We start from the raw sequence: 22,777 nt of genomic DNA, 5'->3' as shown, positions 1-22,777 counted from the left end.
ATTTGTTTTGCGCGCGCGCGAGCGTGCGATAAGCTGCGCCATGCTCGATCGAACCACGCGCTCCGCTTTTCCAGCCCTCGCCATGATGGCGGCCGCCGTTGGCTTGAACGGATGCAGCCGCGAGGCGCCCGACCCACGGGGCCTGCTTGCCGGCGAGACCTTGCTGACGGTCTCCGGCACGGGTCGCGCTGAGGCGGCGCCGGACCAGGCGCTGTTCACGGCCGGGCTTTCCAGCATCGCTCCCACCGCCGAAGCCGCGAGCGCGCGTAATGCTGCGACGATGAACCGCATCACCGCCGCCCTTGCCAAGCTGAACATCCCCGAGCGCGATATCCAGACGCGCAACCTGTCGCTCAACCGCATCGACTACGGTCGCAGCCGCGGCCAGTTCGAGGCAAGCAACAGCGTCGCTGTGCGAGTGCGCGACGTCGGCAAGGTGGGCGTAGGGATCGCGGCGGTCACCGCTGCCGGGGCCAACATCCTGTCCGGTCCCGACCTGACCGTTTCGGACCCGGAAAAGGCGAACCTCGGCGCCTACGGCGTCGCCTACAAGGCGGCGCGCGCCAAGGCAGATAGCTATGCCAAGGCCGCCGACTTGCGCATCGTTCGCGTTCTCTCGATCCGCGACGGCGGAGATGGTGGCACCATGGCGCCGATGGGCGCGGAAGAGAGCCGCGCCGACTACGCGATGCGCCCGCAAGCCGCGCCGCCGCCGGTGATGGCGGGCACCAACGCCAACGTGGTGACGACCAGCGTGGACTTCGTGCTCGCGCCGAAATGATCGGGGCGATCGTTCGTGACCGCTGCCTCGCATCCCTGCTCGCGTTGCTGGTGGTGGGGTGCGGGGGAGCTGACGATGCCAAGACGCTGGAAGCACGGTCAACGGCATCGCAGCAAGCGGTCGGGTTGAAGCTGCCCGCCAGTGCAAGGGTCGAGTTCGTCCATCAAATGCCTGGCATCGACGATGCCGCGCAGATCATCGCGGTGATGCCGATCACCGACTGGCACGCACTCGAACGCCGGATCGAGGCGACCGTGCTCGGCACCCAGCCTCCATCGCGCGATGGCATAGCGTTCCTCGGCACCGACAACGGCGATTGGCAGCCCAGCAAGCAACCTGGCCTCACCGCTCATCAGGTGCCCTGGCGTGATGGCGTGGAGTCGCTGAACATCGGCGCCGCGCCTGCCGGACAGGGCATGGTGCGGGTCTTCATCTTCTGGTTCGAGACGTGAGCTTCTCCAGGACGGCACGCACCAGCAGGACCAGCGGAAAGGTCGCGGGCGTCAGCCAGCCCGCGAACTCCAGCGCCAGGACAAGCCGGAACCGCCATTCGATGAACGCGACCGAGCCGTTGTCCTCGAAGGTGGGATCGATGCTGATCGCGGTGAGTGCGCCGGCATAGGCGATGCCGAGTGCGAGCAGCAGCGCCGCGGCGATCCAGCGGCCGGTCCTCAGCCAGGCAATCAGCGCCACCAGAGCGACGGGCGGAACCAGAAACATCATCATTGGCGTGTCCCCCTCTCTTCGATCAAGCGGCCAGGCAACGGCGCAACAGCCATGACGCCGCCCCGATCGACACGCTCCAGACCACCATGACCCACATGTTCCCCGCCGAGCCCGACAAGTCGATCTCGGCGTCGAGCATAGCGTCGTCGTAGTCACGCGGACGCCGGGCCAGGGCAAAGATGACCCGCCGCGCCAGCCACACGAAGGGGGCGTCGGGGACGAACACGTCGTCGAGCAGACCCATGACGAACAGCCGCAGGAACGCGCGTTCATAGGCGGACAGCGCGCGTGCCAAATAGCGTGGCACGATCCAGACGCCGCAATCGTGACCCAGCACGTACGTCGCGGCGACGCGGCGGTCACGCAAGGGGATCGTCCTGTGCCATCAAGCGCGCGCAGGCAAAGCGGTCAGAGCTTTCCCGGCGGGCTCTTGTTTTCGTCGAGGCTATCGCAGGTCGTGTACTGATTGCCGCAGATGCCGCCGAACCATGCCACGCCGGAACGCGGGCCGGACAACGTGCGCGCTTCTGCCGGTATGGTGTACCGCAAGCGCGCCCAGCCGCCGGAGCAGCCCACGATCGGCTGGACCCGCTCTCCCGCATCGCCGAGCCAGTCGCTCGCCTTGACCACGACCTTGGCATGCACAGAAGGTGCCGAGCGACCCGTTTCGGACTGGACGGTGAACACCACCCGCGAGGCGTGCACCCACCCAGTACCGCGAAAGGCTGGGCGCGGTTTGCCGGGATTGTCCGTGTCGTCGGCATCGGCGATCTTCACCCAGCCATCACGCACGTCGACGATGTGGAAGTTGGGGGCGTAATGGTCATCGCCGACGATGGCTGCGGGCAGCCGCCCGATCTCGGTCGTGGCAAGGCCAGGGCCGGCATGCACGCGCAGGCCCGCCGGATCGGTGTCGTTTGACCATCCTTCGAGCATGCAGCGACGGGGTGGATCGGCGGCCATGGCGGCCATCAGCGTCAGGAAGATCATCGTCGTTACTCCACGCAGCCGCAAGCGGCACCGCCACCTTGCCCAAGCCGCCTTGCGCGTGCAACGAATGCAGCTTCACTTGGTGGCGAGCCGATCATGAAGCGTTCGATTGCATCCTGGCTGGCCGTGGCCCCGCTCCTGCTGCTGCCAGGCGCCAGCCCGCCATCCCCGCAGGACTGGACGCCGGATCCGGTGCAACGCACGCAAGTGATTAAGGGCCGCAGCGATGGCAGCGGTGGCGAGGTCCGCTGCACCTTCTACGCCGACCTACTGGTGCAAGAGAGCGACACCGACACGCCCTCTCCCGCAGACGCCCTGCTGATCCGCGCCGGTGGTACCCGGCCAGCCTGCAACGCGCGCGCGCCCGCTGGCGTACGGCTGAAAACCGCCGGCTTCGGGCTGCTCGGTCGCGCTGGTCCGTTTCTGCTGTTCCAGGAAAGTAGTTCGCACGGCAGCGTGCCGTTCGTGGTGATCGATGCCCGTACGAGACGCATGGTGATCGAGGACATTTCCGACGCCGGGATCGACGAGCCGGGCGCGATGCGGATCATCAAGGCGGAACCGGGCGCGCTCACGCTGGCGTTTCGCCGAGGCTTCAATGCCTCATGTAGCATCGTTGCCAGCCCGGGCGCCTGCTGGAGGTCCATCGCCGGCGATCGCGTCGCCGCGATGCCGCACGCCATCGCCAGGCTAGCGCCACCGGTGCCAGCTTGCGCCCGGTCATACCGTCAGGCAAGCGCTCCGGCCGATAACCCCAGCGTCATCACCTACTCCGCGCAGGTGAGCTGGACGGCGAGCCAGGGCAAACGCGTGACCGGATCCGGCCCGGTAGAATGCAGGCCGCTGCCATGACGATCTTCGTTCCGCGCCGATACTCTCCAAGGAGCCATGCATGATCAATCCCCGCAAACCTGCCCCGGATACCCAGCCCGCCACGCCGGCGCGAGGGGCCACGGCTCGCGGTCTCGTGCAAGTCGTACTGGGCGTGTTCCTGGTCGGGTTGATGGGGACGATCACCCTGCGCATGCGGCCGATGCTGCTGGCTGCCCCCGAGGCCATCGCCGATGGCTCGCGGTTCAACGCGTCGCAGGGCACTGCGCGACTGGTGCTGGCCCTGTTCGCGGCTGTCATGCTGTTCGGTGCGGTCACCATCGCGCACGGCATCAGCCTTGCGCGCACCGGGGTAAAGCCGCGCAAGCTGCTCTACCTGCAATGGGCGGCGGCAGCGCTGATCCTGGTGCTAGTGGCGGCGGTTGTACTGACGATCCGTTAGCCGATGGTCGGCCAATGCGCCCACTGAACGCGGTCTCTTCGCGCGACGAACTCGGCCTGGGTGAACGTCACCGGCACCACCTCGCGGCCCGACGTGTCGATCATGCCCCAGCGCCCACCTGCCATAACGCTGTGCTCGCCGTTGCCGACCGGCACCGCGTGGCAACCGATACACACCTCGGCTTGGCCATGATCGAAGCGATCGCTCCAGTCGTAGCGCGGTCCGATGCGGATGCGCAGGCGCCGATCGACATAGGCGATCTTGCCGTCGACCAGGGCCCGCGCCAGCCCTTGCACGAAGTCGTCCGGACCGTTGTCAAAGATGTACATGCGCCTGGTGGTGCCGTCTCGTCGACGGTAATACGCCATCCCTTGTACCGTGAAGTGGGCCAGCCCTTTTGTGTACGCCAGTTTGGCAAGGATGCGTGGAGCGAGCACCGGCGTCTCCCCGGCAGACGCCGCGCAGCCCTCCGCGACATCGAGTTCACCCGAAGTGCTCGCATATGTGCAGGCCAGCGGGAACGCCGACCTGGCGGTAGGCGAGCCTTGCGCGACGCAAGGCGATACCGATAGCAACAATCCTGCCAAGCACGACGCGACCCATCTTTCCACGCGTCCACTCCACTTTAACGATGCGCACAGCCCGCGGCTGTGGCTATGCTGGACCGATCACCGGGGAATTGTTGTACCATGAAGAGACTGCTCGCATCCGTTCTGTTGATGGGCACTGCCCTGGCCGCATGCAGCAGCCGTGAAAGCGAGCAAGCCGGGCAAGCCGAGAGCCTCGGCGACACCAAGGCTCTGGTCGCGTACGGCTACACCTACCGCTTCACCCTGCCCGGTGCCGCCGTCAGCGAGGCGCAGGACAAGCACATGGCCTTGTGCGACCAGATGGGTCCGAGCCGTTGCCGCATGCTGGAGATGCACCGCAGCACCAGCGCGAGCGGCTCCGACGGCTCGACTCGCTTCATGGTTCTGGCCGGCGACGCGCGCAAGTTCGGGCAGGACTTGACCACACCGGTCACCGCGTTGGGCGGCGAACTGGCTTCGCGCGACTTCGAAGCCGAGGACGTGACAAAGCAGACCGCCGAAGCCAGCGCCAAGGTCGCCGAGAAGAACAATGCCGACAACCGCGCCGCCGCCGGCAACTTGCGCGAGCGTGTCGAGACCTCAACGGTCTGGGCGTACTACAGCGGCACCGAAGGTTTCTGGAACCAGGTCGGCGCGGCGCTGAGTTCGGGCGGCGAGACACTGACGAGCAGCGTCGTGGCATTGATCTATTTCCTGGCCGGCGCCTTGCCGTGGGTCTTGGTGCTCGGCGCGATATTCGTGATCGTGCGCACCATCTCACGCCGCGTCCCGCGCCGGGCTAAGCCCGATCGCATTGTTCCCGCCGCCAGCCGTCCGCCGGAGGAAACCGTCGGCCCCGGCATCTGACGGGTCACAAGGCCTCGGCACGGTTACGCAGGCGAACGACGCCGCCGGCGCCACGCAGCCCTTACGCCCCAGACGATCAGGGCCGCGGCTGCGAGCCAGGGAGCCAGTGCCGGCAGCAGGAAGATCGTGGGAACGAAGCCCGCCTGCGCGACAGGTCCGAACGCACGCAGGGCTTCGCCGGTCTGTTCGGCAAATCCCGGTATGCCGACATACGTGACCGCGATCGACGTCGTGCCGTTTGCCTTGGGTGCGGGTGATCCTTCGGTAACCCTGAGTTCACGCAAGCACGCCTCGCCGCCCGCATCGTCGACAATGCTGGCGAACTGCTCCAGAACCTGCGGGGCCGTGGCGCGTGTGACCTCGACAGTCAGGGCGCCACGCTGACTTGCACCGTCATCCACACGCGACAGCATGACCCGGCATTGCGATGGACCCATCTGCGTGCACACGGCCTCCTGCTGGCGCTGCACCTGCGGGCTGTCGGCGGGCGAAAGCGCATATTCGAGCGTGTACTCATAGCTGCGGGTTGGCTCTGCCGCCGCCGCTTGCGCGGCGCTGACAAGCATGCCGCCAAGGCCAAGAACGATACGCCGGTTCACGCTGTCACCGCCGTTTCGACCATCGGGACTTTGGCAAGCGATCTGCGAAGTTCGGCGCTATCCGTCTCGCGCGCCAGCTTGATCCCGCCGAGGCCCGCCTTGATGCGGAACACCGCGGTTTCGCCCGCCGCCATGTCGATCGCGGCCGGATCGGTGCGCCTGCCTTGTGACAGGGCCACGATGTCGTGTCGGCCGGCACTGAGTGTCAGCACTGCGAAACGTGGACTCTTCAGCTGGGTCATGGTGGCACCATCGACGATCACATCGACCCCGATCATCATGCCGACCGCACTCTCGCGCACGACGATCAGCCGGGTGGTGCCGTCGCCGGGTGGCGGTGCGGCGAGCATGGCACGGCGCGCATCGTCACTAGCGATCTTCACTGCGCGGTTCTGCGAGAACAGCATGTAAACCGTACCGGCCACCATACCCAACGCCATGCCGACGAACGTCGTGTTCGGCTCACGCCCCGACCCGGCCGCCAGTGCCGCAAGGACGAACGAGGTCAGGCCCGAGACCAGCGTGACGATCGCGACGAAGATGATCGTGCGCTTCATGGTGCATCCCTCGTGCTGGTGAACGGCGCCATTTGGCCATCTGCAGGAACGCTGATGCAAGCAGCAAGCTCCGGATGCGTGGCCGCCAGGTCCAGGATACTCCGATAAAGCCGCTCCAGCACGGCATGGGCGGCGGGATCGTCCTGCCGCAGGGTTTCGATGTTACCCACCTGCTCGGCTTCGCGCAGCACGTCGGTCACCATGAACACCATCGCTTGCTGCGCGCTCCAGCGATTACGCCGCATCATCGGCGCAACGACATAGGCGGCTTCGTGGAAGATCATCTCCCCCGTCATCAGCGCTTGAGGATCTACCTCCGTGCGGCGCAAGGCAATGACTTCGACCCGCAGTGCGGCCTTTATGCGAAAACGCGCGAACACGATGCTACTTCCTCCAGGCCGACAGCCGTGCCAGCAGGTAATCGGGCACGCGATCGGCCACGCCGAGACTGCGCTGATGAAGCGAGAAGTCGTACGTCAAACCATCGCGATGGATGACATAGCTGCAGGCGTAGCGTTCCTGACGGCGATAATCGAGTTCGGCCAGGCACGATGGAGCGATCTGCGCTCCTCGGCTGCGGACTGCTGCCTCGTTCGAGAAGAGGTAGAAGCTGCGGTTGCCGTCTTCTGGCGGTCCCTCGCTGTGGACCAGCCGCATCATCCCGGAGGGGTCGGGCCGTAGCTCGGCACCTTCAGCCAGCCGCGCCTCGACGTTTTCCCAATTGCGCTGACGCAAGCGGACGAACGCGCGCGCATTGCGATCGCTGCGGATGTTCACCACCATCGTCGCCTCGACCGGACCGACAGCACCCGCGAAGTGGCCCCGATAGCCACGAATACCGCTGGCAAGTTCGGCTGCGGGAATCATCAGCCAGATCGACTCTGCCGGTTCTTCGGCAAGCCCCTCGATCTCGTCGAGCCATGGCACGTGGAACTGGCGCGAGAACTCGTACTTGTGCGGAACGAAGTAGGTGACACCGCGCAATTGGTAAGCGGTGGTGCCATACCGTGCCTCAGCCCCGCAAGCGACGCACGCGACAACCAGGACCACTACCAGAACCAGGATGACACGGCGCATGCATTATCATTGCACAATGTGCGCAGACCTGAAAAGCTCGCGGTCCATGCACCCCGTGGACGATCTCCATGATCTTGCCCAAGACGGCCGTTTCTCGAAGCGCAAGTTGATTCTCGGCTTCCTTGCAGACATGTTCGGCCTACGCCCCGATCCCTATCCGGACGGGTTCGGGCAAACCATGATCGAGGACATCCGCTACTATCTGCGCTCCCGCCGGTGCCGCAAGCTGCAAGTCCGGTGGCGGCGCGCGCTGCCGGATGAGGTGGCGATCTGGAATGCGCACCCCCTTGTCAGTCGCTTCGCCGATGATCTTCTCGGGCTCGCTGAAGTGGATGGACGCGCCTGGATCGTCAAAGACCGGATGTGGTCAGGCTGGCCCGATCCGCCGGAGTATTGCTTCTTCGTCATGGACGACAATCAGGTTTGGGCCGTGGCAGACTTCGACCGATGGCCGTGGAGTTGGACGTTGCCGCCGATCACACCGCCTGCCGATCATTGATCCGCCGCGAGCTTGCGCCGTGCCAAGACCTGATCAACGAGCACGGGAACGGCGACATTATGACGGCTGCTGATCGCCGCGACAAAGGCATCAAGATCGTCAGGCGTCGAGTGCAGGATATCGGCGACCAGACGCCCGAACGCGATCGGCGTCATGTCCGGAGCGCCTCGCCCCATCAACGATTGCAGCACCTCATGCGCAACCACTTCCAAGACGGCGCGACGATATTCATCGGACAGCAGGATCGCCAGATCGTCGTCACCAATCAGGAACGAGAAAGACGTCGACATGAAGCCGGAGTCCACCGGCAGCGAATAGACCAATCGTCCCGCAACCTCGTCGACGTGCGGCTCATAGCCATCCCCCATCCGCCTGACGGTTTTTGAATACCGTTCCTTGTAATCCTGGAAGGATCTGACGAGCGGCGAGTCAGGTGCGCCAAACGCCTCGACCAAGGCCTGGAACGTCGCGAGGTAGCGGCGCTGCTCCAACACATAGTCGGCCCAGCCGGGCGCGCCGCGCAGCCCGGGATAACCGCCACGCCCCTCCGCAATGCCTGCCCAGACCATCCAGCCATACACGATCCGGAACATTTCCGCTGGCGTTTGCGGCGCTTCGGTCCCCCGGCGGCGGCGGAACTCGTCCGCTACCGAAGACGGCAGCTGGGCCAGCAACCTGTCGGTGGCGTCTTGCACCAAGAGCGTCCCGCAAAACTGGGAGCTAGAACTTCTGCCCGGGCAAGCCGCTAAATTCTTCGCGCACGCACTTGCCCTCGGCGATGCCGAAGCTCGATCCGGACCAGCCGGCCGCCACCGCCTCGCGGATCGTACCTTGCGTGCGCGAGAGTGTAAGCTGCACGTCGGCTGGGCCGCCGGTGTTGGCGCGGCTATCGTAGATGGAGATCTCGTCGGGTGTGACCTGGCTGATCTGGCCCGCAACCTTGCAGGCGCCGCGGCACCAGCGCTTGTCCACCAGATCGAAGCGCAGCCGCTCTTTCCACGCAACCGCAGGCTTGCCGGTCGCGACCTGCTGTTGGCCGGTGCAAACCAGGTCGAAATAGTCGCGATTAGCGGCGTGTGCGGTCGACGAAACTGCACAAGCAGCGACAACCAACATCAGTTTACGCATGAACTTCCCCCCCGAACTTTGCCGTACGTGGACCTGTTGGGTCAACGTGGATTGAACATCCATGATCATAGCTTGTTCCACGCCGCCGCCAGCAGTCTCACCTTCCGCGCGCCTAAACCGAGACCGATTACCGCCCGATCATCGATCCGCCTCCACTTGCGGACAATCCGCGCCCTGAGCCGCCCAGGTCACGAACGTCATCCGGCGCCCGTGCCTGACTTCACAACTGTGATAATCGTACCAATCCATCATGGCATTCATGATGAGACTCCCGGCAAGACTGAGCACCGCCCCGAGCACCAGCGAGACGAGGATGACGACAGCCACGCGTTCCTGAACAAGTCGACATCTGGTGGTGGATGCAGCGGGAACAAGGAAGGACGCACCGATCGCAACAAGCGCAATCCCCATCAACGGCAAGCCCGGCATGGCGCTCTGCGTCTCGATCATCGGTGCGTCGCTGGCCAGCGCACGAGCGAGAACGCCGATGTCGTGGATCCCCCAGTACGCGCAACCGCCCCCACCAATCCCGAACGACGCCGCCGCCGCTATCCGCTTCCACGGCGACAAGAGCGGTTCGGGATCTGGCGCCGCCTTCGTCGTGCGTCGGTGTTGTGTCTTCGGCTTATCTCTATCCAAGTGCATGGCCGTCACATGTTTTCGAGCACCGAAGCTGAACAAGCAATCACGCTCTGCGATGTGGGCGAGAACCACCTCACGATGGCCCCGTCGATGTGCTTCGAAATCATTGATACCCGTAGGATCGCAGCAGATAGCTCGTTCCCAGCATCCCGCCGAAACCGGTCACAGCACACAACAGAGCTATGATGTTACCCACGGGCGTGATGCGCTTCCTTTCCGCATCGCGCGTCACCGCCTCCGTTCTCGCCCCCAAGATCATCAACGTCATACCAATTATCATAAGCGGCCCGACGAGAAATGAAGCCGTAGACCAGGTGCTTATGCTGGGCACCCCCTGTCGGGCTATCCGAAGACGGTCAAAAATGGACGGCCACGATATCGCAGCGCCAGCCACGACGCAGCCGAAGCCTGCCAGTCGGTTTTTTACATCGTCATTCATCGATCTCTCCGAAGGTATCCAAAGGGGCCTAACCTTGAGCCCAGCACGAAAGGAACCAGCGGATGAGACGACGGATCCGCCAGGATGGAAGACGAGTTGCGCTGATGACGTTCACTTGGGCGTTCCAGTCTGTCACCAAAATGCAGTTGTCATGATGGGGCAGTTCTGATTTATTCAGAGCTGATCTCGCAGCAGAAAATGGACTTTCAGGTTGATGATGCGCAAAAATGAAATGGTTCGGAACGTCCGACTGCCGGCGTTAACCAAGGCCGTAACACTTGGGGTAATGATCACTGCTTTGACGTCCACCGCTTTTGCACAAAGCTTTGGCGACCTGATGGGTTCGGCCAAGAAAGTAGCGCAGGCTGCAACTGTTTCTGACCAACAGATTGTCGCCACTTTCTCGCAAATGTCCGATGAACTCGATCGGCAGAACCGGATTGCTCCGGCCAAGAACCCGTATGCGGTTCGTCTCGCCAAACTGACCACGGGGTTGTCCAGCTACGATGGGCTTAAGCTCGACATCAAGGCCTATCTGGTCAACGATGTGAACGCGTTCGCAATGGGCGACGGCACTGTGCGCGTTTATTCTGGATTGATGGACAAGTTCACCGACGATGAAGTGCGTTGCGTGATCGGTCACGAGATCGGGCATGTCAAACTCCAGCATGGGCAGAAGCGTTTGAAGCGCGCTCTGCAACAGGACGCCGCATTGAGCGTGGCGGGTACAGCCAGCAGCGGAGTGCGCACCATCGCCAGTTCCGAGCTTGGTGGATTGATTCAGAACGTGGTCAGCGCCCAGTACTCACAGGGCGCTGAAACCGCGTCCGACGATTATGCACTGACCTTCATGACCGCCAAGGGTTACCCGAAACAGGCATGTCCAGCCGCAATGGATAAATTGGCGGCGCTCAGCGGCGGCGGCGGCATCGGACTGCTGCAAACCCATCCTGATCCAGCCAAGCGGGCCAAACGGATGCGAGCGCAGATCACGTGATGCGCTTCTCAGCATGCCGCTGCTGCTAGTTATCGCTCAATTTCGGCATGGTCCAATGCTAACCCGCAAGTTTTACCATTGGACCATTTCTGCGGCAACTAGAAATAAACCCTCTTTCCTGCTAACTACACACGGCTTCGAAGCTCGCCGTAAACTTACACCAAGTCGCCGGTGGATGATCGTAACTTTGATAATCACGAGCGACTTGTCACGTTGATTAGCTGTAGCTAGTCCAATGCCTTGCTGAGCGAAAACACCCCATGCACAAACTTGTGATGATCTTGATTGCCGCTATCGCGCCAGTGCACGCGCAGGCACAAGGCTTCGCGACTAATGACCTGACCCGCATCGAGGCCTCAGTCACCAGCGCGTTGGGTCAAGGTTTCGATGGTCGAGCAAAGACTAATCGACTAACCATCACCTGCCCAAGCTGCACAGGTAAGCCCATCATCGATATCCTCTTGGGTCAGCAGAACGACGGTACCGAGAAGCGCCTTCGTTCGGGCGAGACAAAGCTCAGCGATCTAGAGCGCCTGTGCAAGCTCAATACTCCTGAATGTCGGCTCTCAGCCTTGGACGTTGCGCCGGCGGTCGGCTGGGTGACTAGCTATCCGATCGGCGACAATGCAGGCGCGACAGCCATCGTTCTTCAAGATAGCGACCTTTTGACGATCCGTTCGCTGGCAACAGACGCTGCAACAGCTCGGCGCAATATCGACAAGCTGATGCCGCTGATCCGTACTCATGTGATTGGAAAGTGATGCGCTCGGAAAGCCATCTGCTCAGCAGACTCAACATGGTGTTACTCCGCGCATGCCCGACGCTTCTCGCCATTGCGGTGCCCGCAGCCGCTCAGCTCCCTTCGAACAGCGTTCCGGTGTTCATCGGCGACGAGCGCGTGCTTGTCGGAAAGTACCATTATGAAGAGGACAGCGATGACTTCAAAATGGACGTGCATCTGAACGCCGACCACACGGCGCTTTATCGCATAACTACTGGCAGTGAACAGGCAGCCTTCATCGATTTAACTGGCTACTGGACGCTCGATAATCCGTACATTCACATCCACAATCGGCCAGGACCGGTCCGCTTAGAACCAACTGGCACTCCAACACGCGACGCATCTGTCGGATTTTCGATTGTCGCCACGAATGCCGACAGGAGCCCCGCTGAAGGCCTGGGAGTGACCTGGGACGATGCAAACGGCCTCTACATGCTTTCGGAAGGGCGACACACCGCGAGCCCGAATGAGATCGCCAAGGCGACCACGGTCGAGATCGTGCGATCATCCGATCGCAAGATACTGCGTAGCGTGAAGGTCGCGCCTGGAGAACAAAACAGCTTTCGCTTCACCTACTATCCCAGCGATCAGGAACCCTTCGACATTCCAGCCATCGCGCTCGATCCTTCCGCAGATACGCTTGAAGTTGAGGTCGGCACCTCTCAGGCGCAGCTGAAACGCGTGTCGAAGTAGCTGGCTTGGCTGATCTACAAGGCAATCGCATCGCTGCGCAAAAACCTCGTGATGGCCGAGAGACCCACAATCAGTATTCCGCCGCCGCTAACCCGTTGTTCAACAACGAACGCCGTTCATCCCGCCAGATGTCCGCTATCAGGACCTTGTTAGGGCGTTAAGCGCCATGACTGGGGTGGAATGCTGCAGTTGGGGAAACAGGCTTGCCGATCAGACCAAGCCGGCGCTTCGTGGCCGCCGACCTTCGCATGCCTATATTCACGCGGGGATCGCCCGATGCTGCTTCCCGGTGCCATCGGCGCATGACTTGACGGGGCGACAGGTTCACGGTCGCCCTGCGAAGATGAGGTGAGAGAATGAAGGTTCGGATTGTGGTCTGCGCGCTGGCGCTGCTCGTGCCTTCGGCAGTGCAGGCCCGCGCGTCGCAATGGTGGTACGTCACTCAAGAAGCCGACAAGGTGCTGTTCGTGGACGCCGAGTCCATAGAGCGCGATGGCGATACAGTGCGCTACGAGGCCAGCCAGATCCTGCGCGAGCCGGGTAACCCCGCTGCTTCGGTGCGTGCCTCGATGGTCGCCGACTGCCGCCGGCAGAACGAGACCTGGGACATGGTCCTGCGCTATGGCGCCGATGACGAGCGGCTCGACAAGACGGCGCTCAGCTACGCCGGGCCCAATCCTATCGAGGCCGGATCGGTGGCCGAGGCGCAGTTGCGCTACGTCTGCGCAGACGATCGCAGCCAAAGCGGGGGCTTTCCCATCGCGATCGATCAGGTCGCCTTCGCCGAAGCCCTGATGGCCGATACCAAAGCGTCTGTCAGCCCGGCGGACCTCCACGAAAGGATGCGAGCGGACCCGAAGGTGCCCATCATCCGCTCCACCGCACCCGCGCCCGAGACCTTCGGCACGCCGCAAGTCACCGCTGCAGGCGATGCCGTCGTCCCGCCGCGCGACTACGCCAAAGGGGTGCAGATCCCCGACGCCAGCGAGTACGACACGGTCGAAAGCGGCACGATCTACGACTTCGCCTATCTGGGGATCGAGAACGGAGAACTCGCCTTCGAGCGGCGCGGCTACAGCATCGACGATCTCGTCCATGCCAGCAGCGCGCAGACCATGCGCTTTCCGCTTTCGCAAAAATCGATTCGCATCCTCGACATCGACATTGCGGTTCTGGAAGCGACCCCGCAACGGCTACGGTTCCGCGCAAGCCTGGCGGCGAGAGATGCCGAGGACGCGCCGTTCGTCTGCAACGATCCGGCCTGCACCCCGCAATGATCCGCGCCATCCTGCTATCGGCGGCGTTGCTCGTTGGGCTGGCGAGCACAGCGATAGCGCAGGATGCGGACACCGCGGCGGACGATCCCGTCGCCGCGCTGACATCGCAGTGTGCCGAGGACCACGCCGCCGCCTGCACCAGGCTCGGCAACCGGCTGATCGAGGGCAACGGCGTGGCCCGAGACGACGCGCGCGGCCTGTTGATTCTGGCCAAGGGGCGCCAGCTTGGCGACATGCGCGGCTGCACGATGGTCGGCTACCTCTACAGTCAGGGCAAGGCCATCGGGCGGTCAGCGGAGCGCGCGCGTGAATACTATGCCTATGCTTGCCATGGCGGCGAGGCGACGGGATGCTCCAATCTCGGGCTCGCCTATGTCGGAGGCGACGGCGTTCCCAAGGACGACGCCCGTGCTGCGGCGCTGTTCCAGCAAGGCTGCGCGGCAGGGTCGACGGCGGGCTGCGCCAACATGGGGGCCACCTACTCGCTGGGCAGAGGCGTGGCGCGCGATCATCGCCGGGCAGCACGGCTGTTCGAGCAGGCCTGCGATGGTGACGATCAGCACGCCTGCTACAATCTGGGCGTGCTCCACCGCGACGGCCTGGGCGTGAAACGCAACGAAGCGCGGGCTGTTACGCTGTTCGAGCAAGCGTGCGAGTCGCAGGAGCCCAGCGCTTGCGGCAATCTGGGCAACATGGTCGACGATGGCAAAGGCGCGCCCAGGGACCGGCAGCGGGCCCTTACCCTGCACGACAAGGCCTGCACCTTGGGGGAAGCTGAAAGCTGCTTCACACTGGGCCGCGCCTACCAGACCGGAAATGGGCGGCAGAACGACCACCCGCGCGCCATCGCCCTGCTGGAACGGGCCTTGAAGCTCGACTCGAAGACACCGTCCGCCGCCAGTGCCGTGAAAGCGCTCTTCATCTCCCGCGATGCCATGGCCGGCTCGATCGTCAAAGACGCCAGCTGAGCCGCCTAATATCTCGCCGCTCCCCTCGCAGCGCTGCAGCAACCCGAGAATGAAGGGTGCTATGGAGGCGAGCCGGCCAGAACGGACTTCGCCTGATCGGACAGACGACCGTGTCCGGGAACAGCGCCAGCGCCGCCCGAGCGGCCGCTGTCGTTCCCACGTTCACGGCAAAGGTCAGCCGTTCGCCGCGAAAGTGCATCTCGATGTTCACCGTCTTCCAGGCCGCCCTGAGCTCCACTCTCTCGATTTCGTCGAAGCGGCGCTCGTTCTTGCGGATCATGCGATAGCGGATGCCGGACGAGAAGATGACGAGCGAGGGGTTGGCGTTGTTGCTCGCGACCGCGAACCACCATGGCATGCCTTTGACCCCTGCGAACGCCGCCAGGACCGGGACCATTGTGCCCTCTTCCGCATCGGGATGGATCGGCCCTCGCTCCTTGTACGCGGGGCGCCCTCTGAGGACGCGGTAGACGACAAAGAGGGTCAGGCTGATAATGATCGGCTGCAGCATCTGCGTGGTAACCGCGCCCAGGACAGGAGCGGTGGTGCCAGTCACCGTCGTCCGGCCTCAGTCATCGATCGTCAACACCTGCAGCGCATCCTCGAGTTGCATGGCCCGGTCGCGAACGATGTTCGCAGACGCCGCCGCTTGCATCGGCACGTACATCGTTCCCTGCCGTGTCTCGTACAGTGCCGACCGCGCGGCTTCATCGGCGGTTCGGAAAGCTAGCCACGCGCGCTGCGCCGAGCGCAGCCGAGCGGCGGCAGCCGGCGGCAGGCGCCGCATGAGCGCCCGGTAAGCCGCGCTCATCCGCTGGTCGTAGCGGCGCTGCGCCGCGCCCTCGCACGCCGTCTGGCCTGCGGTAGATGCCGCCGAGGGTCTATCGAGACAGCGCCGCAACTCTACCTCGGCGGAGTCCGCGACGGAATCCGTGGAGGCCGGGGCGGCCGCGCCCGAAGTTGCAACCGCAATCAGGACCAGCGCGTAAGGTCGGCTCATCGCGAGCTGTCTTTAGACATGGCCCCGGGCGTGCTTTCGCGATGCGAGCAGACCCGCCAGCGTCATCACGAGGCCAAGGCCGAGCAGGAACATGCCCAGCGCGTTGCCACCGATGTCCTGGTTGTTGTTGGCACTGATCGAGGCAGCGGCCTGATTGGCGTCGGTCGCCGTCATCGCGGTGGCAAATGCCGCCTCACCGCAGCGCGCCAGCATCTCCGCGCCCTGATCCTGCAACCGTTCTCGGCACTGAACAGCTTGTACGGGATCCGCCTTGGGCGGCCCACTGGCGAAACTCATGAACGCACCTAGCGCGATCAGAACGATGCCGATGAGCAGCAGGAGCCGAGGGTTCTGCTTCATGAGTCCTACATTCCCTTGTTCTTGCCCCTGATGATCGACAACACCTGCCCGCCCATCCTGTTCCGCCAAAGCAAGCAACTGCCTGCCGCTTAACACTAATCGGCATATCGCATCACGAAGCGTCGGTTGCAGTGGAGGTACTTCTTCGCGGCTAACCTCCGGATCAGGGCTACCTTCACGATCCAAGTCAGCACTCTCCACTTCTGCTACAGCTTCTGAGAGTAGCACGGCTGGCCTTTCACAAGATCGAACTGGCAATCTGAACAAGGGTCCGCTTTCAGGCATGCCAATGTTGCGTCTGAGCGTCTGGAATGAGGGCGACAGGCGCCCTGCCCCCGCCTCTTCGGCCAAGCATGTCCGCTACAGGCACTTGCTTTCTTGATACCGGACAGCCCCTTCACGCCCCAAACCGAGACGTTGAGGCGCCCTTGTCCTCTTGCCAAAAGGAGGCGTAAGATCCGGCACGAAGCGCAGGAGCCGAAGCATTGCAGACAATCGCAAGAGCTGCACGAAAGCACTGGTTCTACGCCATGCTTCCAATCCTGCTTGGTGCTGCCTTAAACTTTCGCACTACACATCCGTGGGCAGATCAGCCGCGAATTGGCGAGGCGGTCACACTCTTCGATTGGTGCCTGTTCGTGCCCTTTCTTTATGCAATCTGCTATCGAAAGATGCCCGGGCGGGCTCTCGCGATGCGCACGCTCGCGCTGGTGTGCGGCGGAATCTGGGTCGCAGGCAAGATTGTTCCTGATCCGGCAGAAACCATCCTCGCGCGATGGGGCTGGCTGCGCGTTGTAGGCATTGGTGTCTTGGTACTTGCCGAGGGTGCTGCTCTGATTGCGGTGTTGCGGGTTGCGTTCGGCTCCTCGCCTGACCCGTCGGAATTGGAGCGGCAAGGTGTTCCGCCGTTGCTTGTGAAGCTGATGTTGGCCGAAGCACGCTTCTGGCGTTGGGTTTGATTCCGCCTGTAGGGCAAATAGCTCTAGCCTGAAAGGGAACGGCGGCTAGCCTCCCCGATCGCTAGATTTGATCCATAGATTGGAAGGATAATTCATGCATAGAGGCAGGCAGGTGGCGTTGCTGCTGGCGGCAGCGATTAGTAGCATGCCGATGAACGCAGCTGCACAGAAGCGATCTACCGGGGAGTCGCAAGTAGTCATCGCCACGACCTTCTTGGATGCGCTCGGCCGGCTTGATTTTGGCGCCGCTGGATCACTCCTCGATGACGGCGCGGTTCTAGAGCTTCCATATGTGAACCAAGGCCTGACAGTGCGGGGAAAAGCCGACGTATTGCAGTTCCTTCGGCGCTCGATGGGGAAGTCCGTGTCTGCCATCGTCTACAAATTGGATCAGGCTTATCCGAGTCCGAAAGCTAACGCCACGGTTCTGGAAGTCTCGACGCAGGGTCGCACAGCGGCAGGACGAGAGTATACCAACCATCTGGTCGGGATCTTCAAGTTTCGCTCCGGCAAAATCGTGCTTTTTCGAGAGTATTTCAATCCGGCTAAACTCGACTGAAACATTGGCAGGGGGAGCCGGTAAAATGTCGCTTGCCACCGCCAACCTGGCCGCGCGCGGCGCCGGATACATCGCCCGTAAGCTGACGTCGCCTGCGCCTATCGAAGGGTCGGTTCCATGCGGCGGTGGACATGAACGATGGACCGCTTTCGGGCACGTCATCTCGGCCCCTTAACGGCCGGAATGAGGGCGAAATGCATCAGCCAGCACAGCCTTGTAGCTGATAGCCAAGCAGAACTTACCTTCGCGGACGATAGCACAGCTATTCGAGACGGCCGCGATCTTGTGCTGCCAAGCGCCCGTGCTCTAGCTCTGCAAATCACCAATCGTCGTATCCAGTAACAGAACCGCGACAGGCGGATAGAGATCGAGGATAGCTTGACAGAGATTTTCAATGGCCTGCGCGTCATCGACCTGACCCAAGGCATGGCCGGTCCGCTGGTGACTATGATCCTGGCGGATTATGGCGCGGAGGTCATTCGGCTGGAGCCGCCCGGCGGCGATCCGATGTGGGACCATCCGGCATACCTGCTATGGCAACGCGGCAAGCAGAGCGTAGCGATCGACTGGGACAGCGAGCATGGTCGCCGACAGGCGTCCGACCTGATTGGCGGCGCGGATCTCTTCATCGAAAGCCTAGGTCCGGGCCAGGCCGCGGCACACGGTCTTGATGAGCGGGTTCTGCGGGCAACGAACCCGGCGTTGATCTTTTATTCGCTCACCGCGTTCGGCGATGAAGGACCGTACAAGAACTACAAACCGTACGACGGCATCATCAATGCCACGGCGGGCCGGATGCGGGATCAAGTCGGCTGGCAGCGCAATCGCCCGACTTTCCGGGCGGTGAACGACTTGTCGTATCACACCGCCATGTTCACGTTTCAGGCGATCGTCGCCGCGCTCCGCGTACGCTCAATGACGGGGCGCGGGCAGAAGCTCGACGGCACCCTGCTGTCCGGCGCAAGTGCACCGAACAACAATTGGCGCTTGTTCGATGCGCAGGAGATTCCGCCCGATCTCTATCCCGGTGAATTATCGAAGGAAGCCGTCGCTCGCGGCGAGCTTACTGCCGATCGGCATGAATCCGATCCGCAGACCGCGAACCCGAGCCAGATGTGCATGCAGACCCAGGATGGCCGCTGGATCATGCACTCGCATATTCAGCAGGACCTGTTCGACGCCTGGATCGACACCATCGGGTTCTCCTGGATCCGACAGGACGAACGCTATCGGCACGCGCCACAGTTTGCCAACCACGCAGATCGTATCGCGCTCAATCTGTTGATATTCGAACGCTTCAAGGAAAAGACGGCGCAGGAATGGCGTGAACTCTATCGACGCAGCCCCAATTGCGCCGGCGAGACAATGCAGACCACGCAAGAAGCATTGCGCCACGAACAGTTCATCGCCAACGGCCATCTGGTCGATATTGCCGATCCGCGGGTAGGTCCGATGAAGCAGCTCGGTGCTTTCGCCAAGTTGAGCGCGACACCCGCCCGCATCGAGCAGCCTGCACCCCTGCCCGGTCAGCATACTGCGGAAGTTCTCGCGCAGCCTCCTCGTCCGGCTCCGAAGATCGTGCCGACCGGCGGCAACCCGGCACGGCCGCTGGAAGGGATCACCGTGCTGGAATGCGCAAGCTGGCTGGCCGCGCCGTTTGCCGGTGCCTTGCTCGCGGATCTGGGCGCCCGCGTGATCAAGGTCGAGCCGTTGTCCGGCGATCCGTACCGCCGGATGCCCACCAACGAGAATATGATCCGCGCCTTCCAGGGCAAAGAGAACCTGGCGCTCAACCTCAAGAGCGAAGCCGGGCTGGCGATCTTCTACGACCTGGTGAAGCGCGCTGACATCGTGATGCACAACTACCGGCCTGGCGCCCCGGAACGGCTGAAGATCGATTACGAGACGCTCAAGGCGATCAAGCCCGACCTGGTCTACGTCTATGCCGGCTCCTACGGTTCGATCGGCCCCGACCGACTGCGCGCGGCGTTCAACCCGACGATGGGGGCATTCTCCGGAAACTCCGTGTTCCAATCGGGTGAGGGCAACAATCCGAAAGGCGACCAATCGCCAGATCCGATCGCCGGCAGCGGCGTGGCGACAGGCATGATGTTGGGCCTCGCCGCACGGTTCCTCACCGGACAGGGGCAGTACATCGAAACTTCGATGATGAACTCGAACGTCTACTGCAACTCGGACGACGCTTTCCTCTACGACGGCAAGCCGCCGCGTCGGGCGCCGGACCAGGCACAGCTTGGCCTAGAGGCGACGTACCGCCTCTATCAGACAGCCGAGGGCTGGGTATTCCTCGCCGCGCAGTTCGATGCGGAGTTCGTGGAGCTTTGCGCCCTGCTGGAACGCGACAATCTGCGGGCCGATCCGCGTTTCACCGACTGGGGATCACGCATCGCCCACCGTGCCGCGCTCGAGGCGGAGCTTGAGCCGATCTTTCGCTCGCGCGCGGCGGACGAATGGGAGGCGCTGCTAACCGCGCGAGACATCGCCTGCGTACGTGCCGACAAGGCTTCCCACGTCCGCTTTCTACATGAGGATCCGCAGCCCAAGGCGATCGGCTTCATGACAATGACGCAGAGCCAGACGTTCGCGGATCAGGCGCCCGGCGGACGCTACTGGCGGCACGCTCCGGTCGTCCGTTTTTCGGAAACGCCCTGCGAGGCGGGCAAGCCCTACGAGGGTATGGGCTCCCACACGCGCTCGATCCTGCGCGACCTGGGGTACGACGATCAGGCGATCGACCGGTTGGCGACGAACAAGGTCGTCAGTCTCGACGGCACGCTACAACCCAAGGCTCTGGCGTACTGAAGCAACAATCCGTTTACAGCCCGCGCGCTCGGTCTAGCACTCAGCTCCCACCAAGACGCGGGCGGGTTCGGCCACACGACGCTGCTTGCGAACCTGACCGGGCGTGAGGCCCTGTTGCGCCAGGAAGCGGTGGCTGAACGCGGACTCGGAACGGTATCCGATCCGATCGGCGATCTCCGCGATTTTCAGGTCGGTATGCTCCAGCAACGACACCGCATGCTTCATCCGTTCCTGCGTGATCAGAGCCATCGGAGTCTCCCCGATATCCTCCAGGAAGCGGCGCGCGAAGTTCGACCGCCCCATTCCGACTTTGCTGGCGAGCTGCGCCACCGTCCACTCGTTGAACGGATGCGTTTCGATCATCTGGACTGCCTGGGCGATCGGTCGCCTGAGACCTGCATCGTGGAAGATGCGCTCACAAGATGGATCTGTGCGAAACGCATTGACGAAGATGAACATGGCGGCGCGGGTCAGCGTTGCGGTCGTTCCCTTGCCGACCGAACGGTTGACCAGCGCAGGAAGATCGATGCAGGCTTCATCCGCACTCGTGTGCAGCATGGCGGGCAGGCCGGGTGGCAGTTTGGCTCCGGGCCAACGCGCCTTGAGCCGACCACATAGGATCCTCGTACATGGCTCACCGAAGCCAAGGCGGAAATGGAGCGGGGCGTCGACCGGCTCACCGGCAGCGAGAAACTTCAGGACGTCGCATGCCGAAGCCTGCGGACCGCGCACCGAATGCACCTCACCCGACAGCACCATTGCAATGTCGCCGGCTTCTAAAGTCGTGGTTCGTCCCCCGCCGAAAGCGAGTGAAGTGGGACCATCCAGCGCGGCATAGAAAAGCACGCCTTCGGAACGCGGTATCCGGAATGCGCCCGTGGCGCCCATTTCAACGATGCACCAGGTTTGGCTCCGGAGCTCGATGAGGTTCAGGAATTCGGAAAATGTCCAATCCATCGCGGCGCTGTTCTCCCGGGTCCTGGCTCCTGCGATACGCGGGCCTGGTAGCCTAATGGTCACTCTAGTCCGTCAGGGTATAGGTTCGACGCTCAAAACTCCAACATCAGTGCGCAATCGTCCATACCATTACGCTGCGAAGTTGGCCTTGGTGGGTTGAAGAGGTTCGAGCAGTTTTTTCAGATGCTCCCGACTGGCGCGGACTCCATGCCAAAGCCATCCTTGCCGAAATGCCTGCAGATATGCCTGGCTATGAACGGTTGGAGATGATGATGAAAATCGAAGTGCCGCAACTCGAAGACAATTCGCACCTGATTGGCAATCCAGAGGCACTGCGCCAGCGTTACCACGACGATGGCGTGCTTTACATGCGCGGGGTGATGGATCCCGAATTGATGGATTGGGCCCAAGGCAAGTATCGCGAGGCGTTGCAAGATCAGGGGCTGATCGACGGGACTTCGCAAGCTCCGGTGTGGACGGGCAAGCAGACCGATGCGTGGCGCCCGTGCGACGTGCTCGGCACCTCGGTTTGGCATGAGGTGGTCAAGACACCTTTGCTCAACGAGATCATGCACGCGATCTTCGACGCCGATCCGGTGTGGATCCCGATCGCCGCACACCGCTCGGCCTTGCCAACCGGCCCGCTAGACGAAGGCGCCGACATCTTCGCGGGACGCCACCAGGACGGCTTCTACAACGAGGGGATGCTGTTCACGATCTGCTGGATGCCCGTCCGCGACGTGAAGACGGAGAACGGCAGCTTCGCGGTCGCTCCGGGTACCCACAAGCGCGGCAGCCTGCACGATACGTCCTTGCCGAGGAATGCTATCCCCCGCTTCGCCATACCCGACGAGGCCTGGCGCAGCGCCGACTTCAAGGTGGGCGACGTGCTGATCTTCAACTACCTTACCGCGCACACCGCCTTGCCAAACCCTTCCGACGAAATCCGCATGTCGCTGGACGTGCGCGCCATTCCCTCCTGGGCTCCCCAACCCGTGATCGGAGCGGTAGAGAGGGTCGACGATGGCGACGTCGCGATCCGTACCGAGAGCGGCGAACTGCAGACAGTTACCGTCGACGACGACACGCTCATTCGCGACATGAGCCCCTGGCCCCGCATTCCCAAGAGCGAGCTGCACAAGATCGCCTATCCAGGCGCGCATGTGATGGCGATGGTCCGCAACGACGGCACCGTTTCGGTGCTGCGCCGCAACTTCTACTGAGACTGGACGACTTCCTGACCTGCATGGGTCAGG

The 22,777-nt window shown here is 62.9% G+C and carries 31 protein-coding genes; 15 read left to right on the top strand and 16 right to left on the bottom strand.

The genetic code is table 11. The annotated features are described in order from the left end of the window. Window positions 1-82: 82 nt before the first annotated feature. Entirely contained in the window at window positions 83-781 is a 699-nt protein-coding gene (locus tag ACXJ1Z_RS15545; RefSeq protein ID WP_463777863.1) for an SIMPL domain-containing protein, read from the top strand. Next, window positions 778-1,233, top strand: coding sequence for a hypothetical protein (locus ACXJ1Z_RS15540; protein ID WP_463777861.1), 456 nt, complete (start codon window positions 778-780; stop codon window positions 1,231-1,233). Before ACXJ1Z_RS15545 ends, ACXJ1Z_RS15540 begins: the two co-directional genes overlap by 4 nt. Here ACXJ1Z_RS15540 and ACXJ1Z_RS15535 read toward each other — a convergent pair. Genes ACXJ1Z_RS15535 through ACXJ1Z_RS15525 form a run of 3 tightly spaced genes read right to left on the bottom strand, consistent with a single transcriptional unit; the run spans window position 1,211 to window position 2,497 of the window. Beyond that, window positions 1,211-1,507 (bottom strand): hypothetical protein, encoded by a 297-nt coding sequence (locus ACXJ1Z_RS15535; protein WP_463777860.1) that lies wholly within the window; start codon window positions 1,505-1,507, stop codon window positions 1,211-1,213. The genes ACXJ1Z_RS15540 and ACXJ1Z_RS15535 overlap by 23 nt on opposite strands. 22 nt (window positions 1,508-1,529) lie before the next feature. Continuing rightward, entirely contained in the window at window positions 1,530-1,874 is a 345-nt protein-coding gene (locus ACXJ1Z_RS15530) for a hypothetical protein (RefSeq protein ID WP_463777858.1), read from the bottom strand. A gap of 41 nt (window positions 1,875-1,915) precedes the next feature. Continuing rightward, window positions 1,916-2,497 carry an SH3 domain-containing protein gene (locus tag ACXJ1Z_RS15525; protein WP_463777857.1) on the bottom strand — a complete coding sequence of 194 codons (582 nt, stop codon included), beginning with the start codon at window positions 2,495-2,497 and terminating at the stop codon, window positions 1,916-1,918. Between the two features lie 96 nt (window positions 2,498-2,593). Here ACXJ1Z_RS15525 and ACXJ1Z_RS15520 point away from each other — a divergent pair, with 96 nt between their 5' ends. Both ACXJ1Z_RS15520 and ACXJ1Z_RS15515 read left to right on the top strand, forming a co-directional pair. Further along, complete coding sequence (locus ACXJ1Z_RS15520) at window positions 2,594-3,349, top strand: hypothetical protein (RefSeq protein ID WP_463777855.1); 756 nt, start codon at window positions 2,594-2,596, stop codon at window positions 3,347-3,349. A gap of 40 nt (window positions 3,350-3,389) precedes the next feature. Beyond that, complete coding sequence (locus ACXJ1Z_RS15515) at window positions 3,390-3,770, top strand: hypothetical protein (protein WP_463777854.1); 381 nt, start codon at window positions 3,390-3,392, stop codon at window positions 3,768-3,770. Here ACXJ1Z_RS15515 and ACXJ1Z_RS15510 read toward each other — a convergent pair. After that, window positions 3,767-4,357 (bottom strand): WG repeat-containing protein, encoded by a 591-nt coding sequence (locus ACXJ1Z_RS15510; RefSeq protein WP_463777853.1) that lies wholly within the window; start codon window positions 4,355-4,357, stop codon window positions 3,767-3,769. The genes ACXJ1Z_RS15515 and ACXJ1Z_RS15510 overlap by 4 nt on opposite strands. 102 nt (window positions 4,358-4,459) lie before the next feature. Between ACXJ1Z_RS15510 and ACXJ1Z_RS15505 the strand changes: the two genes are divergently transcribed. Beyond that, window positions 4,460-5,206 (top strand): hypothetical protein, encoded by a 747-nt coding sequence (locus tag ACXJ1Z_RS15505; RefSeq protein ID WP_463777851.1) that lies wholly within the window; start codon window positions 4,460-4,462, stop codon window positions 5,204-5,206. Between the two features lie 23 nt (window positions 5,207-5,229). On the opposite strand, the gene ACXJ1Z_RS15500 is transcribed toward ACXJ1Z_RS15505, so the two are convergent. Genes ACXJ1Z_RS15500 through ACXJ1Z_RS15485 form a run of 4 tightly spaced genes read right to left on the bottom strand, consistent with a single transcriptional unit; the run spans window position 5,230 to window position 7,439 of the window. After that, complete coding sequence (locus ACXJ1Z_RS15500) at window positions 5,230-5,805, bottom strand: hypothetical protein (protein WP_463777850.1); 576 nt, start codon at window positions 5,803-5,805, stop codon at window positions 5,230-5,232. Further along, window positions 5,802-6,362 carry a hypothetical protein gene (locus ACXJ1Z_RS15495; RefSeq protein WP_463777848.1) on the bottom strand — a complete coding sequence of 187 codons (561 nt, stop codon included), beginning with the start codon at window positions 6,360-6,362 and terminating at the stop codon, window positions 5,802-5,804. The genes ACXJ1Z_RS15500 and ACXJ1Z_RS15495 overlap by 4 nt, the downstream gene beginning before the upstream one ends. Continuing rightward, complete coding sequence (locus ACXJ1Z_RS15490; RefSeq protein WP_463777846.1) at window positions 6,359-6,742, bottom strand: hypothetical protein; 384 nt, start codon at window positions 6,740-6,742, stop codon at window positions 6,359-6,361. The genes ACXJ1Z_RS15495 and ACXJ1Z_RS15490 overlap by 4 nt, the downstream gene beginning before the upstream one ends. 4 nt (window positions 6,743-6,746) lie before the next feature. Continuing rightward, entirely contained in the window at window positions 6,747-7,439 is a 693-nt protein-coding gene (locus tag ACXJ1Z_RS15485; protein WP_463777844.1) for a hypothetical protein, read from the bottom strand. 46 nt (window positions 7,440-7,485) lie between these two features. On the opposite strand from ACXJ1Z_RS15485, the gene ACXJ1Z_RS15480 reads away from it, so the two are divergent. Then, window positions 7,486-7,938, top strand: a complete 453-nt coding sequence (locus ACXJ1Z_RS15480; RefSeq protein WP_463777843.1) for a hypothetical protein — start codon at window positions 7,486-7,488, stop codon at window positions 7,936-7,938. Here ACXJ1Z_RS15480 and ACXJ1Z_RS15475 read toward each other — a convergent pair. From ACXJ1Z_RS15475 to ACXJ1Z_RS15460, 4 genes are all read right to left on the bottom strand, one after another. Continuing rightward, window positions 7,932-8,612: a hypothetical protein gene (locus tag ACXJ1Z_RS15475; RefSeq protein ID WP_463777841.1), complete on the bottom strand. Its 681-nt coding sequence runs from the start codon at window positions 8,610-8,612 to the stop codon at window positions 7,932-7,934. The genes ACXJ1Z_RS15480 and ACXJ1Z_RS15475 overlap by 7 nt on opposite strands. A gap of 46 nt (window positions 8,613-8,658) precedes the next feature. Beyond that, a complete protein-coding gene (locus ACXJ1Z_RS15470; RefSeq protein ID WP_463777840.1) occupies window positions 8,659-9,066 on the bottom strand; it encodes a hypothetical protein in 408 nt (135 codons plus the stop codon). Window positions 9,067-9,204: 138 nt separating this feature from the next. Continuing rightward, on the bottom strand, window positions 9,205-9,780 hold the full coding sequence (locus ACXJ1Z_RS15465) for a hypothetical protein (protein WP_463777839.1): 576 nt from the start codon (window positions 9,778-9,780) through the stop codon (window positions 9,205-9,207). 31 nt (window positions 9,781-9,811) lie between these two features. After that, complete coding sequence (locus ACXJ1Z_RS15460) at window positions 9,812-9,976, bottom strand: hypothetical protein (protein WP_463777838.1); 165 nt, start codon at window positions 9,974-9,976, stop codon at window positions 9,812-9,814. A 385-nt stretch (window positions 9,977-10,361) separates the two neighbouring features. Here ACXJ1Z_RS15460 and ACXJ1Z_RS15455 point away from each other — a divergent pair, with 385 nt between their 5' ends. The 5 genes from ACXJ1Z_RS15455 (at window position 10,362) to ACXJ1Z_RS15435 (ending at window position 14,863) form a co-directional block, all read left to right on the top strand. Beyond that, window positions 10,362-11,144, top strand: a complete 783-nt coding sequence (locus tag ACXJ1Z_RS15455) for a M48 family metalloprotease (protein ID WP_463777836.1) — start codon at window positions 10,362-10,364, stop codon at window positions 11,142-11,144. A gap of 260 nt (window positions 11,145-11,404) precedes the next feature. Continuing rightward, window positions 11,405-11,905 carry a hypothetical protein gene (locus ACXJ1Z_RS15450; protein WP_463777835.1) on the top strand — a complete coding sequence of 167 codons (501 nt, stop codon included), beginning with the start codon at window positions 11,405-11,407 and terminating at the stop codon, window positions 11,903-11,905. Beyond that, window positions 11,905-12,618 carry a hypothetical protein gene (locus tag ACXJ1Z_RS15445; RefSeq protein WP_463777834.1) on the top strand — a complete coding sequence of 238 codons (714 nt, stop codon included), beginning with the start codon at window positions 11,905-11,907 and terminating at the stop codon, window positions 12,616-12,618. Before ACXJ1Z_RS15450 ends, ACXJ1Z_RS15445 begins: the two co-directional genes overlap by 1 nt. A gap of 356 nt (window positions 12,619-12,974) precedes the next feature. Further along, window positions 12,975-13,895 carry a surface-adhesin E family protein gene (locus tag ACXJ1Z_RS15440; protein WP_463777832.1) on the top strand — a complete coding sequence of 307 codons (921 nt, stop codon included), beginning with the start codon at window positions 12,975-12,977 and terminating at the stop codon, window positions 13,893-13,895. Further along, entirely contained in the window at window positions 13,892-14,863 is a 972-nt protein-coding gene (locus ACXJ1Z_RS15435) for a tetratricopeptide repeat protein (protein WP_463777831.1), read from the top strand. The genes ACXJ1Z_RS15440 and ACXJ1Z_RS15435 overlap by 4 nt, the downstream gene beginning before the upstream one ends. Here ACXJ1Z_RS15435 and ACXJ1Z_RS15430 read toward each other — a convergent pair. Genes ACXJ1Z_RS15430 through ACXJ1Z_RS15420 form a run of 3 tightly spaced genes read right to left on the bottom strand, consistent with a single transcriptional unit; the run spans window position 14,847 to window position 16,223 of the window. Then, a complete protein-coding gene (locus tag ACXJ1Z_RS15430) occupies window positions 14,847-15,419 on the bottom strand; it encodes a hypothetical protein (RefSeq protein ID WP_463777829.1) in 573 nt (190 codons plus the stop codon). The genes ACXJ1Z_RS15435 and ACXJ1Z_RS15430 overlap by 17 nt on opposite strands. Before the next feature lie 12 nt (window positions 15,420-15,431). Beyond that, entirely contained in the window at window positions 15,432-15,863 is a 432-nt protein-coding gene (locus tag ACXJ1Z_RS15425; protein ID WP_463777828.1) for a lysozyme inhibitor LprI family protein, read from the bottom strand. 12 nt (window positions 15,864-15,875) lie between these two features. Next, window positions 15,876-16,223, bottom strand: coding sequence for a hypothetical protein (locus ACXJ1Z_RS15420; RefSeq protein WP_463777826.1), 348 nt, complete (start codon window positions 16,221-16,223; stop codon window positions 15,876-15,878). Between the two features lie 530 nt (window positions 16,224-16,753). Here ACXJ1Z_RS15420 and ACXJ1Z_RS15415 point away from each other — a divergent pair. The 3 genes from ACXJ1Z_RS15415 (at window position 16,754) to ACXJ1Z_RS15405 (ending at window position 20,564) form a co-directional block, all read left to right on the top strand. Continuing rightward, window positions 16,754-17,182, top strand: coding sequence for a hypothetical protein (locus ACXJ1Z_RS15415; RefSeq protein ID WP_463777825.1), 429 nt, complete (start codon window positions 16,754-16,756; stop codon window positions 17,180-17,182). A 112-nt stretch (window positions 17,183-17,294) separates the two neighbouring features. Next, complete coding sequence (locus ACXJ1Z_RS15410) at window positions 17,295-17,741, top strand: nuclear transport factor 2 family protein (protein WP_463777822.1); 447 nt, start codon at window positions 17,295-17,297, stop codon at window positions 17,739-17,741. Between the two features lie 378 nt (window positions 17,742-18,119). Beyond that, window positions 18,120-20,564, top strand: a complete 2,445-nt coding sequence (locus tag ACXJ1Z_RS15405) for a CaiB/BaiF CoA transferase family protein (RefSeq protein WP_463777821.1) — start codon at window positions 18,120-18,122, stop codon at window positions 20,562-20,564. Between the two features lie 33 nt (window positions 20,565-20,597). On the opposite strand, the gene ACXJ1Z_RS15400 is transcribed toward ACXJ1Z_RS15405, so the two are convergent. After that, on the bottom strand, window positions 20,598-21,521 hold the full coding sequence (locus tag ACXJ1Z_RS15400) for a helix-turn-helix domain-containing protein (RefSeq protein ID WP_463777819.1): 924 nt from the start codon (window positions 21,519-21,521) through the stop codon (window positions 20,598-20,600). 242 nt (window positions 21,522-21,763) lie between these two features. Here ACXJ1Z_RS15400 and ACXJ1Z_RS15395 point away from each other — a divergent pair, with 242 nt between their 5' ends. Beyond that, window positions 21,764-22,744, top strand: coding sequence for a phytanoyl-CoA dioxygenase family protein (locus ACXJ1Z_RS15395; RefSeq protein WP_463777818.1), 981 nt, complete (start codon window positions 21,764-21,766; stop codon window positions 22,742-22,744). The last annotated feature ends 33 nt before the right edge of the window (window positions 22,745-22,777 follow it).

Source organism: Novosphingobium sp. TK46 (assembly GCF_055361525.1).
The sequence above is the reverse complement of the archived record's forward strand: the minus strand, read 5'-3'. Positions and strand labels throughout refer to the sequence as shown.